At 69.3% G+C, this 18,220-nt stretch carries 1 protein-coding gene (running past one end of the window); it reads left to right on the top strand.

Going from position 1 to position 18,220, the window contains the following annotated elements:
* Positions 1 to 631: 631 nt before the first annotated feature.
* Positions 632 to 18,220, top strand: the start of a protein-coding gene (locus tag BOQ63_RS00590) for a DUF6349 family protein (protein WP_465398221.1). The gene runs 19,773 nt beyond the window's last position; only the first 17,589 of its 37,362 coding nucleotides appear in the window; it begins with the start codon at positions 632 to 634; its stop codon lies off the right edge, out of view.

Raw genomic sequence — 18,220 nt, 5'->3', positions numbered from 1 at the left:
GCGGTGCCCTCATGGTGGTCACGGCGGCCACAGGCATGCACCCCGGCCGCCGTTGCCTGCCCGTTGCCCACCCCCGCGTAGGAGCGCGCCGACCCGCGGCCATCGAATCCCTGAGGGCGGCGAACTGACGTGGCAACCAATGCAGGAACGCAACCTGAGACAGAAGGCCCACCCTCCGGCGGCGAGGAACCGGCGGAGCTTGCCCCCGAGCACCTTCACCTTCTCCAACAGCTGGCGGCCCAGCGGGCCGCCCGCCAGCACACGCCGGCTGCTGGCCTCCCGGACACCCGGGTGGTTCCGACCTCAGGCGGCGACAGCGAGATCGAACATCTACGCAGGTACGTCTCTGTCCTGGAAGCAGCCGTGGCCTACCTCCTCAACCCTCAGGCAGACAACGCCCTGGATCCCGCAGGGCGGGATATCCCCGCGGCCGAGCGGATGACGGCTCCCGTCCGCCGGGATTTCTGATCCCCCCACGTTGATCCGCTGAACCGGCCGCCGGAACGTTGACCGCGCTGCTGAGATCAACCGCGCGTCGCGGGCGAGTCTGCGCGCAGCCCTCGTGGACACCCGTCCCTTCCAGGCATGGGTGGTTCCGACCGCCAGATGCCGAGACAGGAGGGGCGCCCCAGTGAACGACAAGCCCCTACAGGGCTCCTCCGACACGTTCCGACCTGCGGACGTCGATCCTTCGCCGGTGACACGGCGGCCGGTGCTGACCAGCCTCACCGAGGCACGCCGACTCGCCCGCCTGCCGCAGTTCGCCCAGCTGGCACCCGGAGGCCGCTACGTCACCGCGAAGCCGAGCCGACACAGCCGCAAGATCCAGATCCACCGGCTCGACGGCTCGATCGCGGACACCGCCTTCTACGACTCCCACGCGGACGCCCACACCGGCGTCACCCGGCTTATGACGGCCGAACTCGTCACCGATGCACGTTCACTCGGAGCGGACGTCAGCCCCGGCCCGTACGCGGACCTCGGCGCCGAGAACGGGAACGAGATCGCGCGGGAGCGTTCACGGGAGGCGAACGCGGCGATCAGCGCTGCCTGGGAGCAGTGGGACACCTCACCCCTGCGCTCCCGGCTCGGAACGGACAAGAACGCCCGCGCCCTGGTCCGGCAGTTGCAGCAGGAATGGCTGCAGCGGGCCCCGGGTGGGAAAAGCTCCCATCGCCAGCGCATCGCCACCCACCTGCACGTCCATCAGTTGAGCCGCGCGCTTCTGGACCTGGCCGACTCCGGTGAGCCCGGCTACACGGAGCTCCAGACCCTCTCCAGGCTCGCCGGCTGGGACGCCCACCGCACCCTCGTGACCCAGGAAGCCAGCGCTGCGTTGAAGCAGGCCAAGGAACGCGAAGCCGCGGCAGCACAGCAGGCGGCTCAGGAATCACACGCGGCCGATGAACCGGCGGTCCTGCCCGACGGATCCCGGCCCGTCGAGGGCGTCGACGGGTACCACTACAGCGAGCACCAAGGGGTCGTCACCGTCTACGACCCCACGAACCGGGTCATCGCCGTGACCCGGCCCTACCAGCACGCCGCCGTCGTCGACGGGATCCGAATCCCGGCCCCCGGCTACGGCCCCGTGCGCATCTGGCATTTGGCGGCGCGCCAGCACCGAGCGGCCCGCCTGCCCCGCGACGAGCGCGACATCCTGTGGATCGAGTGGCGGCCCGGCGGGGGCGCCACCGTTCACGGAGCAAAGCACCACAGCGCCGACGAGGACCTGGTCCGTCAAGCGGGACGCATGCGGTGGCGCAAGGCGGACCAGTGTGTCGGGACCGGCGACAACTGGAAGAGCGACACCTGTGACCACAATGTGGCCGATCTGCTGGCCGAACTCGCCCGCAGGGACCGGGCTGTCGTGGTCCGGTCCGATTCGCTGCCTCCCGAGCAGATGCAGGACGGGCAACTGGAAGCGGAGGAAGCCCGGGTCTCTGCTGTCATCCTGGACTGGAACGCCAACCCCACCAGCCCCGTGCCGGCGAACGTTGCCGCCGCCCATGACCTGCGCGACCAGCTCCACACCGAGCAGGCCGCCCGCTACAGCACCATCGTGGAGGCCCTTCCGGCGCCCGAGGACATCGCCGACGGCGCCGCGATCCTCACCGAGCACGACGCCCTTGTCGAGCGCAGCAAGCACTACGCCACGCCGCAGATCCTGCGCCCGCTCCTGCAGGGCCGCGCCGAGGCGCTCATGGGCGAACTGCTTCGCAGGGAGGCCGCTGAGATCGCCGACCGGACGGCGCCTGCGGCGCTCACCGACGACGAGCTGGAAGCCGAACAGCGGGGCCTGATCACCGAGGTCCGCAAGAAGCACCCCGCGCAGGGCCCGACCACAAGCACGGTCGAGGCCCGTATCGCCGAGCTCGGACGGGAATGGTCGATCCGCCGCCTGGCGCAGATGGCGGAAAGGCACGACGTCGACCTGCTCGACGAACCCGCTGTGGTGCGCGAGCTCGACGAGCTTGAGAAGCCGACAGCCTTGCCGGAGCCCTCCCACGCGTACAAGGACGCCCGCGACCTGCGGACACGAGAGCTGTTTGCCCGCCTCGAAGCGCTGCACGAGGAGACCTACCGGACGGAAACCGCCCGGGTGACGATCCGTAATGAGAGCGCCACGAGCGTCAGCATCTGTGTTGACCGGCAGAGCTACGGAAGCGCCAGCTGGCAGGAGCACAAGAAGTGCTGGGCCGCTTCCTACTACGGCGGCGGGGTCCGACGTGAAACATACGAACGCACCCGCACGAAGGCCCTGGCCGAGCTGGTGCGCCGTTTCGACCGGGACCCCGACATGGAGGGCGCCCGCACGTGGGGGCCCTACATTGCTGTCGAGATATCGTCGGCGTTCGTCACCGCCTACAGAGAGCGGTTGGGACGGGCCCACAGCCGCAAGAACGCGAGCGATGCCCACCAGTACCTGCTGAATATCGTCGTCCGGGCGCATGGCAGGCTCGACGTCCCCTCCGGCCTGCTGGTGGAGTTCGAGCGTGCCGTGCGCGCGCTGGTCGCGTCGCTGGAGCAAGACAAGTTCGACCGGACCTACCACGACCGGCCGCGGGCAACCCGACAGCTGAAGGCCTGCGTGCCGGTGCTACGCGAGATCGAGGACGCGCGGGCCAAGGCAGCAGAGGCGGGCTGGGATGATGATGTCAGGGTCGTCTCCGCCGAAGAACTGGCCCGCCAGGTCGCGACCCTGAACCAAGACCCTTCACCCCGGCAGGAGTCGGATGAACCAGTACGGGACGATGGCACGCGAGCACTGGGCGAGCGACCGGCCGACGGACCTGGAACGGATCCAGGATCCGGTCCGGTTCTTCACCGACCTGGGGCTGACCGTGCAGATGCGGATCGTCGAACTCCAGGAACAGATCTTCGCGGCGATGCCGGCGACCGAGGACTACCAGATCCGAATCGGGCAGTGGAACCAGGCCGGGGCGATGGCGAAGGAGCAGGCCCTGGAGGAACTGGTCTACCGGCGCTGACCGAAGGCGGGCCGCGCTTCCGGCCCGATCCCGCCTATCGCCGCCCGCCCGCCGGATCGGTCCAGGCGGCGGAGAACAACCTCGCGGCCATCCGCGTCCTCAACACACACGGCTGGAGCGCCGCTGCGCAGGTCAGCAACGCCGAGCGGGAGATCCTCTCCCGCTGGACCGGGTGGGGCGCGCTCGCCGTCGTCTTCGAAGACCGCCCCAGCCCCAACGACCCGCTGTTCGCCACCGGCGGCGCGCAGGAGGGGCTGTTCGATTCCGCACTCGCCCGGTGGGACAAGTACGGCCAGGTCCGCGCCGCACTCGAGGAGGAGCTGTCGCCCACCCGGTGGCGGGCCGCCGCCGACTCCGTGCTCTCCGCCTACTACACCCCCCAGGCCCTGGCCGACGTCATGGCCGAAGGACTGGGCGCCTTCGGCTTCACCACCGGCGAGATACTGGACCCCGGCTGTGGCAGCGGCACCCTCGCCGCCAGCCTGCCGCCCACGGCCCGCATCACAGGCGTGGAGATCGAGGTGACCTCCGCACTCATCGCCCGCCTCATCCACCCCGACACCACCATCCTCAACGAATCGTTCGCCGACACCGACATCCCCGACGACAGCTTCGACGCGGTCTTCGCGAACGTCCCGTTCGCCCGCATCCCGGTCACCGACCCCCGCAAGGACCGCAACGGCCTCAGCCTCCACGACTACTGCGTCCGAAAGGCCATCGCCCTCCTGCGCCCCGGAACCCGGCAACCAGCGCCCACTGGCGGTGACGGGTCTGCGGAGGCGGACGGAGGCGGTGCCGGTGCGCGGCCTGCCGAGCCTCAGGCCAGGAAGGATCAGGCCGCAGAGCGGTGGGTTCCCGGTGGGTACGCGTTCATCCTGGCCTCCCGCTACGTGCTGGACTCCGAGGACACCCGTGCGCGTGAGAGCATCGCCGCGGAAGCCGACCTCGTCGCGGCCTACCGCCTGCCGTCCGGCACCTTCGCCGAGTCGGGTACCGACGTCGTCGCCGACCTCCTGGTGCTCCGCAAGCGCGCCGCCGGCGAGCCGCCCGCCGACCGGTCCTGGATCAGCACCATGCCACTGGCCGTCGGAGGCGGCACGGTGGCCGTCAACGCCTACTTCCACCATCACCCCGAGCACGTCCTCGGCGAGTTCACCCTGGCCAAGGGGCAATTCGGACCCAAACTCGCAGTGACCGGCGACCCCGGCACCGTACCCGACCAGCTCACCCGGGCCCTCACACAGACCGCCGCAAAGGCCGTCGCGGACGGCCGCGGCTACGGCCCGCACCCCGACGGCGACGACCGCCCGCCGCTGCGGTTCGTCGAAGCCTCCGTCAAACACGCCACTGACTTCTCCGGCCGACTGTGGGTCGACGACGACGGCACCGTGTGGCAGCACAACAACGGCCAGCCGGACACGGCGGTCAAGCCCGCCGACGGCGAACTCGAACAGCTCCATCACCTCATCGCGATGCGCGACCTGGCCCTAGAGCTGCGCGAGCGCGACGCCGACGCCGACGGCGACCGGGCCGCCGCCGACCAGGTGCGCGCCCGGCTGCGCGACTCCCACGCCGTGTTCACCGCCCGCTGGGGACCGCTATCCCAGCCCGGCCGGGCCGTGCAGCGCATAGACGGGCAGGACGACGAGCGTCGAGCACAGCCCACCGCGTGGGGCTGGTTCCTCGCAGACCCACAGTCCGGTGCCGTCCGGGGCCTGGAGCGCTGGGACCGCGCCACGGCCACCGCACGAGTCGCGAGCATCCTGACGGCCCGCCAGGAGGTCGTGCACGAGCCCCTGCAGTCCACCGAAGATCCGAGTCTCGCCCTCGCCGCCGTGCTGGGCCGCACCGCCCGCGTCGACTTGGCCCAGATCGCTGTTCTCCTCGGCACCAGCGAGACCGGCGCCCGCACACGACTGGGCACACTCGTCTTCGACACCCCCGAGGGTGAGATCGTCCCGGCCTGGCAGTACCTGACCGGGCACGTCGGGGCCAAGCTGGTCGCCGCCCGCGAGGCGGCCCGCACCGACCCGGCCTTCCAGGTGAACGTCACCGCCCTGGAGGCCGCCCTGCCCAGGCGCCGCCAGATCGGTGAGTTCAAGGCCAAACTCGGCGCCTCGTGGATCCCCGCTGACCTCGTGCAAGCCTTCCTGCGCCAGCACCTCGACGACCCGACCCTCACCGTCGTCCACACCGCCGTCGGCTGGTCCGTGCACGCCAACCACGTGCCCGAATCCCGAAACCAAATGTACGGCACCGCCCGGCGGCGTGCCGTCCAGGTCGCCCTCAAGGCCCTCAACGGCGGCACTACTCAGGTCATGAGTGCCGAGACCCTGGAACTGTCCGATGGTCGCACCGTCGCCATCGACGCGGTCGATGAGGACGCCTCGCGCGCCTACCGCCAGCAGGTCGAGGCGATGCGGGCCGCGTTCGAGGCGTGGGTCCTCGCGGATGCCACCGTTCTCGAGCAGGTCACCGACGCCTACAACGCGGTCATGAACAGCCATGTCCCGCCCACCTTCGACGGCATGGACGTGTCCCACGACGGGATGACAACCGAGCGCACCCTGGCGCCCCACCAGGCTGCGGGTGCAGCCCGGATGCTCCACTCCAAATCCGTGATCGTGGCCGCCGAGGTGGGCCTCGGAAAGACCACCACCGCAGCGGTCGGCGCGAACGCCCTTAAGGCCGCCGGACGGATCCAGCGTCCCTTTGTCGTCGCCCCCAAGAAGGCCGTAGGGCACTGGCTTACCGAGGTCGGCTTCCTCTTCCCGAACGCCGACATCATCGCCGTCACCACAGAGGACCTCGCCGGCGCCCGGCGGCGCCCGATGCTGGAATACCTGCGCAACCACCGCCACGACCTGGTGATCTGGCAGGAGGAGGCGTTCCAGTCGGTCCCGGTCAGCCCCGAGTACCAGGAACGGTACGAGGAAGCCGAAATCGACCTGCTGCGCGCGCAGATCAAGACCGAGAAGAGCAGCCTCAACCGCAAACTCAGCTCCCGAGCGCTTAAAGAGCGCCTACAGCGCCGTACCCAGGAGATCCGCCGCGCGAAGGCCCCCAAGCGGCGCCCCGGCGAGGTCTACTTCGACGAACTCGGCTTCGACTACGCCATCGTCGACGAGATCCACCGCTACCGCATCGCCGTCAAGACCTCGCTGCTGTCCAACGCGCCAGAGGACTCCCTACGCGGGCTGGACCTGCACCAGAAGCTCTGCGAACTGCACGAGCGCCGCGGCGGGCAGCCGACCTGTGCGCTGCTGACCGGCACACCGATGACCAACACGATCGCCGAGATCTACAACCTGCTGCGCTTCGGCGACCCCGAAGTGCTCAAGGAGTTCGGCGTCCGGCTCTTCCACGACTGGGCGAGCACCTACGGCCGCACGGTCGAGCGCATCGAGCAGGCCCCGGACATGTCGGGGATCCGGCTCGTCGAGCGGTTCGCGCAGTTCGACGAGCTCTACGGCCTCCTGCTGCACTGGCTGCTGGTCGCCGACGTGAAGACCGGCGACCAGGTCGGCATCGCCCGCCCGGCTATCGCCGGTGGCGGACCTCAGCTCGTCCTGGTCGAGGACACCGAGCAGCAGAAGCGCCACGCGCGGGACCTCATCGCCGCCGGCGCCGCCATCCACTCCGGCGAGGCCCGCCGCCAGTGGCTCGAGGACATGAAGGCGTGGATCGAGGCCGGGCAGCCCGGCAGCCGCCCCAGGCAGCCCACCATGCTCGACATCGGCAACCTCGGTCAGGACATCGCTCTCGACACCCGACTCGTCGACCCGGACGCCACGCCCGACAACAAGCTCACCAAGGCTGGGCAGCTGATCGCCGAGCGCTATCACGCCACGAAGGACAACCGGTACGCGTACTCCATCAGCGATCCGCGCCCGCACCCGACTCCGGGCGGGCTGATCGTCGTCTTCGCCGACCGTGGTGTGCCCAAACAACCGGGCGCCGCGGCCAAGATGCGCGGCACCGGCTTCAACGCCTACGAGGCGATCAAGACGGAGGCGGTCAGCGGTGGTGTGCCCGCAGACAAGATCGCCTTCATTCATGACGCCGATGGACCCGAGCAGATCGAAGAACTCCTGGCCAAGGCCCGAGACGGGCGGATCAACGTCCTCATCGGCTCGACCAAGCGCATGGGCGAGAGCATCAATGCTCAGAACCGTGCCACCGATCTGGTCATCCTCGACCCCACGTTCACCCCATCGGAGACGCAGCAGCGTTTCGGCAGGGTGCACCGCTACGGCAACCAGAACCCCGAGATCAACATCTTCCTGCTCGGCACCCGGCGCACCCTTGACAGCTGGAAGTACAGCATCCTCGCCATGAAGATCGCCGCCGCTCTCCTGATGCAGACCGGCGACCTCCACAGCGCGGCACTGGAGGACATCAGCGACGTCGAGGCCAGCTTCGGCATCATGCAGGCCGAGCTGTCCGGCAACATCCACCTGCTCCAACTCTTCCTGACCCAGGTCGACCTCGCCCTCCTCGAATCCGACCAGCGCATCTCCGGCGCCCGCCGGCTGTCAACCACCCAGCTCCTGGACACCAAACGCACCGCCGCCGCCACCATCCGGCACAACCTCCCCATCCGGGCCGCAGCCCTGCCCCGCATTAGGCCCACCATCGGCGACAACTTCGCCCTGACTCTCGGCGACCACCACCACACCCACTACCGGCCCGCAGCCGCCGCACTACGCCAGAGCGTCGTCGACGCCCTCACCACCCACGCCCGCACCTCCACCGCCCAGCACGACACGATCGGCGCCTTCGGCGGCCTGCCCCTGTCCCTGAGCACCGGCATGCGCGACGGCGCCATCGTGGCCCGCGTCGACTTCCCGGACCTGCCGGGAAGCACCTACGAGGCCACCGTCGACGACCTGAAGAACGACACTCACGGCATCAAGATCATCGAAGGGCTGCGGAAGGCTCTCGACACCGCACCGGGACTCCAGAGCGCGGAAGCCGAAGCGCTGCCAGGCATTGACCGCGAGATCGCTGACCTCGAAGGCGCCCTCGTAAAGCACCAGGACGTCGGCCCCCAGATCGAACGGACCCGCCGACGCCTCCACCTCCTCGAAGCCGTCGTCGCCGCCCACGTCGAGCTCGACAAGCTTCCCCACGCTGCCGCGGACCAGGACGACGTTCTGCAGCCCGACATCGAGCGGACGCGCGACGAGCTGACACAGCGCTTGCAGCATGCCGTCCTCGCCCTGGATGCCTTCAACGACGCAGCCTCCGAGCCCGTATCCGGCGAGGCGCCTGCGGAGCCAGCCGCCACCGCGCCAGACCTGTCCACGGAACCGGCGGGCCCGCAGCCTGGCCGGTTCTATACCGTCGTCTGGCGTTTCGCCGACGGACGGGTCGTCACCCAGGAGCAGACCAGCGCCGAACTGGCGAGCCTGTTGGAGACATGCCGGGACACCGGGAAAACGTCTACGTCCGACGCGGGCGGCATCCAACTGCACGACGCCGACGGCACCCGCATCCTGTCGGCTGTACTCCTGGACGAAACCCTTCCCATAGCCCTGCCCAGCGAGGCCCTGCCCCACCTCCACGCCCTGGCCGACCGGGCCACCGAAGAGGTCCCCACCCACCTCCTCACCAATTCAGAAACACGACTCGGCGCGATCGAACGCTGGCGGGAAGGCTCCTTCCGCCTCGCCCGTACTGTGCGCGACGCCGTAGGCCACGAGAACCTGCCTCAACTCTGGTCCGCCTTCCGCACTCTGGTCTACCGCAGGATCCTCGACCTGCCCGCCCCCACCGCCGATAGGGACGCCACCACACCGCCGAGCGAGCCCGGGCCTCAGCCTCCCGTCCCGGACACTCACACCCCGGAACCCGAGAACGCGGCAACGGCGGCGGACCCCCCGGCATGGACCGACGTCGACTTCTTCGACATCAGCAGCGGCGACTACATCGCCACCCAAATCGAGTCCCAGGCGCTCACCTGGCCCGATACCCCACCCCCCGGGCTGCCCGACCGTGTTGAAGTACACGGCACCGTGGCCCCCAGCCACTGGGACGGCAGGTACAGTCCGGTACTGCTGCGCGAAGCCACCGTGTACGACCTCGACGGCCGGCCCCTCCACCACGCCGCCTACCTGGATGTGCGCACTGAGGACCCGGTCCGCCGTAACGACGCCGCACACCGCCCAGACCTCCACGCCACTATGACGCGCCCCTTCGACATACGCCCTGGCGACCTCGTCACCTGGGACCGCGAGGTCGGGGAACTCACCTTCGAGGTCTGGCGCACCAAACGCAACACGGGCCGCAACCGCGAAACCACCCTGACTGGCGCCGATCCCATCACCGGACGGGTCGTCACCCGAACGGTCATGCACAACGACGCCGTCCAGACCGTCCCCAAGGAGCGTCGTGCCGCCGCCGACCTCACCTACACCGGCTGGTACGACGAGCCCGGCGCCCGGCTAGCGCTGCGCAGCCTCGCCCATACTGCCCGCATACTCGTCCAGTCAGCTGGGAACCGTGCCGACCGGGCGGCCATGGCCGAACTCGAACCCCTTCTCGGCCAGGTTGAGACCTGTGAGACCCTCAACGGCCTGGTCGACATGACCGCCGCCGTCGAGCAGGCCCACACCGATCTCGCTGCCCTGCTCGCCCCTATCGCGAAGGAGGACGGACCGCACAGCCCACGAGCCCGCCAAGCAGCCCACCGGCTGGCCGAGGACCTTGACTTGTTGGCGGCCCGACTGCACGCCACAGCCCGCCACGTCGAGACCAACCCGGCCGGACAGACCGATGACTGGCCGTCCGAACCGGCACCGTGCACGGCCGTGCAGACCCACCAGGCGCTGCCCGAACTGCTGGACACCGACCAGCTCATCGCCGAGCTGGACCGGCTGGACAAGGTCATGGAGGAGGCCGATCCCGACACCGAACGGGCGCGGATCCGACACGCCGAGCACAGGACACACGAGCTCCACCAGGAGCAGCAACGCCGCGCCGGCGTCTCCGACGAGGACCTGCGCCGCCGTGGACTCACCGCCGCCGCCCGCGAAGCCCGCGCCCGTGCAGACGCCGCAAACAGCAACGCCGCACGCCTCGCCATAGCCTCCGACGCCGCCCACCAGGCCGCCTCCGAAGGCTACGGACGGTTTTACCGCGGACAGCCCATCATCCCCGGGCACTCCCGCAGAAGCGCCCTTCGCGACCGAGCGCGAGCCGACCAGAAGTCCCGCAACGCCGTGGAACTCGGACGAGAAGTAACGAACGCCGAGCGCGATGCGCGCGCCGCTGAACAGCGAGCCGAGGCAGCCGAAGCCCTCGCAGCCCAGAGCAGGCCATGGCAGCCCGGCGACTTCCGGCCCGGCGACCGCATCCGCTACACCTGGAACGGCCTGCCCAGCAAAGGTGTCGTCGACCACGCCAACCCCACGACGGTCAGCCTGCGCGACGGAGTCTCGCGCATCCCCTACGACCGCATCATGGAGCGCACCCGAGACGGCGTTACCGTCGTGGACCCGGCCGGCACTGAAGCGCCCGCCGTCAAGGAGTCTGTTCCCGCCATCTCTCCGGCCCCGACCACCCTCGCAGCGGTCCGCGACCGCGAGCCGACCGGACCTGATATTGCGCCCGAACCCCCGGCGCCGCAGGTTCCCAGCGGCTTCGGGCGACGCCAGATCCACGCCGAGGACGCCCACAGCGCCCTCACCGGTGCCGCCTACGACCGCTGGGGCGAGAGCCCCCCGGATGCCCTGGGCCAACTCGACCTCGCGTGGGCCGACGCCTGCACCCACGTCGCCAACGAACGCCGGCCAGCCGCACTGGCCGACACCCACCGCACCCAAGGACTCGCTCGTCAACTGGCAGAGGGCCTCGATCCCGGAAGCGACGCCGCTGTCCTTCACGCACTCGAGCGCTTCGCGGCCGCCCTCGAGACGATCATTGTCGAGGACTCCACCTTCATGCGAAGCCCCGACACCGACGGCATCGCATCCGCCGCCACACAGCCCCACCTGGCGCCCGCCACCACCGATGGAGACACCGGCCAGGAAATCAGCATCGTTCACCGCGACGACGGCCTGACCAGCGCCCGCCACATCCACCCGACCGACCTCGAGGTTCAGGAGATCCTCCGCCAGGCCGGCTTCCGGCGCGAACGCGCCATCGGATGCCACACCTGGCACCTACGGCCCCGCCTGACCGCCACAGAGCGCCGCGAGCGCGCCCTCCAGGCCGCAAAGGAGCTGCGGGACCTCGGACGGCGCGTCCGCCACAGCAGCACCGGTACCCACCCGAGCCAGGAAGCCAAGCGGCTCCTCACTTCCCTTCCCCGCGGCTCGTTCTCGGACCGTGAGGCGCACCAGCACAGCGAGAACCAGTTCCTGCGCACCCTGCACCACACCGCGAGCTACCTACATAGGCACGCCAGCGCCGCGTACGAGGACGCCCTGCTGCACTCCATGCGCGACCTGATCGTCGCCGTCTGCCGAGAACAGACCCGCCGCTGGGAGCAACGCCTGTCACAGACCCTGCCGTTGGACGACCACGACCGCCTCGGCCCGTTCCTCGAGGAGGCCCGGGCTGTCCGGGACGCCTACGGGGCCGATGGCCGTCACCACGAGGCCGCTGACCGGCTCACCCCGGCGATCACCGAAATCGAGCGGCACCTGGAGCAATGCGAGGCAACCGCCGAAGCCGCTAACTACCCAGACTGGCTGACCAAACCGGTCCCGAGCCCCGTCTTCTCCACCGCCGCGATCCACAACGGCACCCTGTTCTCGGGTGCTCTGACGCCGCGCACCGCCCGCGACCTGATCATCGACCTTTCGGAACGCGCACACGGCCGCCGCGAGCTGGTCGAGACCTCGCCCGACGGCACCGCGCGCATCGTCACCCTCAACGACGACCTCCAGATCGTCACGCCGCTGACACCCGAACAGATCTGCGCCCGCACGGCCTCCGTAGAGACCCAGTCGACCTCATGGCAGGCACCGACTGCCATCGAAGCCGACAAGGCACTCATGCAGCGCTGGATCGCAGACCTCGCATCCGCCACCGAACGCTGGCGCACCAGCGCCACTGCCCAAGCCATCACCCCCGGTCACGACGCCGAGATGTACCAGCGCTGGTTCGACGAGGCCACCGGGTGGGTCGCAACCGCCACCAAGCCCGGCGCCAACACCGGACCATCCGCATTCCTGCGAATCCTGGACAAAGTCATCACCAGGGCCAAGCAGCTGGAAGCCGCCCTCGACTGGGACTACATCCACCCCGGCGACCAGAACCACCTCGTGGACACCGCGGCCGCGGCCCACCAGCTCAGCGACCACCTGATAGGCGCCATCACCCACCGAGCCCGCACACAGCAGGCCCGATTCACCACCATCGACCAGGTCCGCACCCACACGGCCACCCTCGACAATCCAAGGCCCATACCGGACACCGCGTGCATCGCCCAGCGCGGCCACCTGATCGTCGTCCCAGCCAACGCACCCGCCGACCCCGCCCGATACGACATCCTCCACACCGGGACGCTGGACACCATCCCCGGCTGGCTCGACCTGCCCCTGGGGGCCGACGCCGCGCTCGACCTGGCCCAGGCCCTGGAAGACCTCGTCGTCAACGGCAAGACCATTCCCTGGACCTCCCCCCACCTGCTCAACCACCTCAAGAACGACCAAGACATCACACCAGCCCTCGACGCGCTCAAGCACAACGCCATCCGCACCGATCTCACAGCCGACTCCGGCCCCACCGCACCACCCGGCGCACCCATCCCCGACAGCCGCGCCCTTCGCCGCACCTGGCAAAACGACCACCCCGAACACGACCAGCACACGGCCCAAAAACGCCGACGACTCGCCGAGACCAACGCGACGCTGCGAATCTCCCGAACCGGGCACTTTGCCGTATTCCAGGAGTCTGAGTGGCACGTCGCCCTCATCGCCACCGGGAACACCCTCACCCGGGCCGGCGGCTGCGCGGACGAGGCGGAGGCCCTCGACCTCGCCGACCACCTGGCGGCGACCATCACCGGCGCCGACGGCGAGCCACTCGACTGGACCGCACCCGACCTCCCGGCCCAACTAGCCGGATTCCGCGACACCCACGGCCGAGCGTTCGCGGAAGTAATCACCGCCGCCCGTCAGGCCTTCACCGCTGACCGCGCGACCCGGGCCACCTCGGGTACGGCAGCCACTGCGCTGAGCGGGCCAGACACGGTGGACGGCGTCGAAACCGACACCATCAATGCCGCCCGCCCCCAACCCACCGGCGTCGAGCAGACGCCCCAGGAAGACGAATTCACCCGGCTGGTGCGCCGCGACAGCCACCGTGAATACTTCCACTCGGAGGATGGCCAACTCCAGTTCTCCCTGCCGCTTCTGCCCGACGACTACACCGGCCCTCGGGAGCACCACCAGAGTTTCCGCCAGGCTCTCATCGATGCCGTCGCCTCCAAGCAGCCGCCGCGCGGTGCGGAAGAACTCGCACGCGCCTACCAGCAGGCCCGCGAGGACCACGACGCGAAAGGCCTCGGCAAGATCTTCGCCACGCCTGGCAAACGCCGTCTTCGTACCGGGGGCCAGTCGCATTGGGCGCCCAAGCCGCTGGCCGTCGGCGACTGGGTCCAGTGGACCCCTGAGGGCACCGAGACGACCGTGAACGGTTGTGTCTGGTCCCCTGCACCCCAGGCCAGGAGCTACTTCGTCCTGACCGACCGCGCGGCAGTCACCGGCGAATACCACGTGATGACCAAAGCCGGCGATGACGGCCCGTACCGGATCGGCTCCGCCGTCGTTCGCTCCCTCGGCCCCTCCGCGCCAGAACAGACCCCAGTCGATCACCCAGTGCCCGGCGCCACCACCCCGAAGCCACCACCGCCCTACGCAGACTGGCACGGAACCTACAAAGAGACCCCCTACCAGAGCCCCAAGCCGCCGATCGAACTGGTCGTCGAGCAGGGCACGGCTCCCGACGGCGGACCTCTGCCCGTTGGCACGCCCATCCTTCAGATACGCGCCGACGGCATCCCCTTCATCGTCGAGCGCAAGCCCCACGAACCCACAGGTCGCGACACATTCTGGCCCACCGTCGTCGACGGGGACGAGCCCATCGCCTTCCTCCCGGAGACGGAATCTCACGCATCCGCCATCGATGCCTGCGAGCGGTTCGCGCGAACCCTGGCCACGGACACCGGCACGCGCGTGTACTCCGAACGATCCAACACCTACGTAGAACTCACCTACATCGGCCAGGGCACATGCGGACGATGCACCCACACCGCGCCTCTGGGCTCCACACCAGGACACTCGGGCGCCCAGTGCGCGGACTGCATGGCCGAATCCGTGGGCACCTCGTCTGGCACGATCCACCAGGCGCTCACCACTCAGCGCATTCGCCGGCTCCAGCAGTCAAGCCGACCGACCGGCAGCCCACAGTCCGAGCACGAAACCGAGCCGCCTGCGCAGGCGGACACGGGGGAGGAGCCCGCAACCCAATCCGAGGAGCCGTGCACGGACACTTCCTTCCCCCGTCCTCTCGCTCGGGACGACGTGGCGGGCGGCGACGTGCTTGAAATGGCGCTCTCCCGCCGGGACATCATCGAGTGGCCGGACAGCGCCCGTGGCATTGACATACCCGATCAGCTCATCGCGCGCGGCATGGTCGCACCCGGCGGCCGGCGCTCGCCCCTTTACCCAGGAGCGGTCCTGACCGGCGCCGTCATCGAGGCCACCGACGGCACATCCGTTCTCTCCGGATGCGACATCATCGTGCGCCTGCCCCAATCCATGACCCTGACGGACCACAGAGCCGAGTTCAGGCCCGAGCAGCGCCCGGTCGCACAACTTCGTCCTGGTGACCTCCTCGCCGAAAGCACGGTGCTCGGACCGAACTACTACGGCCTACGGGTCACCAGCACCCGCCTGGTCCGAAACCCGCGGGGCTGCACCAGCGTTACCGCCAAGGACATCCAGACCGGGCAATCGCTGACCTTCACTCTCCTCCACAACGATGATGTGTGGGTCGTCCCGCGTGAACGCCGACATGCCGCTGGCGCGGGCTGGGCCTCCTACGACCGAAGTTCGCTCGCCCTTGCGGTCGACTCGATTCTCAGCCGCGGACGAAGGCTCGCCGTGAATCCGGCAGCGTTCTGGCCGCACGACCAGTTCGCCGAACTCCAAGGGCTGCTGGGCGAGCTAGAGACGGAGGAGGCCTGGACCATCGCCCGGGCCCGGAAAACCCGCGAACTGCTGGCCAAGGCCCACGCTCGCTGCCTAGACCTGCTGACCCGCGACCCCATAGCGCCAGACGTATCCGAGCACACGATCGAGCTTCACGCGCTCGCCGAGCCCATCGACATCGCCGTCGGACGGCTCACCGCCACCGTGGACCAGCTGGATGCACGCCGACACGAACGCCAGGCCACACCCAATCCGCCAGCTCCCGCTCCGGCCAGAGTCGATCAACCCACCGCGGCGAAGACAGAGCAGAAGGCTCCGGCGCCCGTCCACGCTGATCCCGGAACCACCCAGGCGCCCGCCGAATCCGCCGATGCCACCCGCCCCACGCCCCAGACGGACACCGACACGACCCCCGTCACTTCAGACAGCGAGGCCACACCGCGGCCGACCGGGACTACCGACCCGGACGGGCACGACCCCAATGAGGGAGAGGCGATGAGCAGCACCACACCCGACACCCGCGAACCTCGCGCCGTGCCCTCCTCCGACACCCCGGCGACGATCCCCGAAGGATCCACCGCCATCCCCGGCTACCCCGGCTACTGGTGGCGCGAAGAACCCGAGCCCGAACGCGACCCCTACGCCGACTACACCCCCGTCTGGCATCGCACGATCACCATCGGTCTCGGCGACACCATCGTCGGCCACGCCACCGAGCCCGACCAGTACGACAACAAGACTCTCTGGATGGGCTACGCCGGCAAGGGCTACAGCCACCGCGTCCGAGGCGCCCACACCCCCGAGGACACCGCACCCAGGATCGCGCACTACCACCAGACCATGTTCAGCGAGGTCGACTTCGACCAGCCGCGCCCCGGCGAAGCCCTCTGGATCGACCACACAGGCAAGACCGCCATCCTCTACGGCATCCCCAAAACCGGCGACGACGAGGCCCAGGCGGCCCGCCAGTCCAACCAGTTCCTGTACGCGCGAAGCAAAGGCGCCCACGTCCAGGCCCGCACCACCACCCGGTCTACCAGCCTCTACAAGACCGGCCAGTTCGTTCAGGCCATGCTCGAACGAGGCCGCGTCGTCCGGGTCAAGGAAGACCCCCACAGCCCCGACGGGCCGGCCGACCCCGCGGCACCTGAACTTTGGCCCACCCAACGCACCGCCCTCAAGCGCACCCCCGCGGAACAGCGCCAGATGCGCTGGTCATCCATCGACCTCCAGATCGGCGAAGAGATCCTCGCCGGAGACACACCATGGTGGCGACGAGTCACAGCCGTCGACACTGACCGGGTTCACACCGTCGGCAACAGCCACCATTCCTACGAGACCCTGTGGGCGGTGCGCCGTGACGGCCACTTGCTCACCATTGCCGATACCGTCGACGACCACTCGTCGACCGCCCGCCCGCGCACCACCGATCCAAAGAAGGTTCCCGACGACGACCTCACCAGCGAACTGGCCCAACTGGAGTCGCCGCTTGCCGACCCAGCCCATCGCGACCTTGTCGAAGACCGCAAGGCCCAGCTCCGCGACACCCTGCAACGGCGCCGTGCTGCGCAACGTGCCTGGGAGGACCTGCGAGCCGAGCGGTCCCAGCGCCAGCGGTCACCCGAGGGACGCAAGGAACGCACCATCGACGAGGAGGGAACTCCCATTGGTGCCGTCGCCCGCTCCCAGGACGGCAAGCGCTGGGACTCCCTCGACCGTGACGGCAATCCCACGCCGTATGAGTACAAGACCCGCAAGGAAGCCCACGAAATAACGTACGCACGCCAGGACCGGGCAGAGGATCGCGCTCCCGACGGCTGGCGGCCCCATGCCTTCGACGACGACACGACTGGACTGACCATCTGTGTCCCCGCCTACGGTGAAACCAGCGAGGACGGGGAGCGCCCCATCGGCTGGAGCGAGCCCCTGACGGTCACCTCACTCAGCCGCAACGACATCGGAGACATCACCGTCACCGGCACCCGTGGCGGAACCTCCGTCACCGAGACAGTCCCCGCCGCCATCAGCATCAACGGCGCCTGCACACCGGCCCAAGGCCCCCTTGCCTACACCCCTGGGCACATCGCCCGCCGCTCCGCCCGCCTCGACCTGCGGCGCCGCGGCAAGTTCCGTGGCTCCTACATGCTGACCAGAGAAACGACATCGCTGATGCGCGCTGTTGACGCGGCGCTCGACGCGGCGCTCGAAAGGCCACTAAGCAGCCAGGACCTTGCGCAACGACTGGAAGCGGTAGCAGCAGCTGCGGCAGCCATGTCGGACACCACCGACGACCGCACCAGCGCGGCCCTGCGCGAGCATCACCAAAACCTCACGGCGCTTGCCACAGCATGGGCCGCGCACGTACGCGACCCCCTTAACACTCCCCGCCCTGACGCCGAGCCGTCTGCCCCCGCAGGACCCAAGCGAACCCAGACACGCAGCGCAGCCACCGAAGTCACGCCAGCACCCGTCGACACCCCAACCACACATACAACAGGCGAGACCACCGCACACGAGCCAGCCCACGACAACAGTGAAGGCACCGACGGGGCACCCACCGCTTCCGCA

Source organism: Streptomyces viridifaciens (genome assembly GCF_001888885.2).
GTDB classification, from domain to species: Bacteria; Actinomycetota; Actinomycetes; order Streptomycetales; family Streptomycetaceae; genus Kitasatospora; species Kitasatospora aureofaciens.
This window is presented reverse-complemented; position numbering and strand designations above follow the sequence as displayed.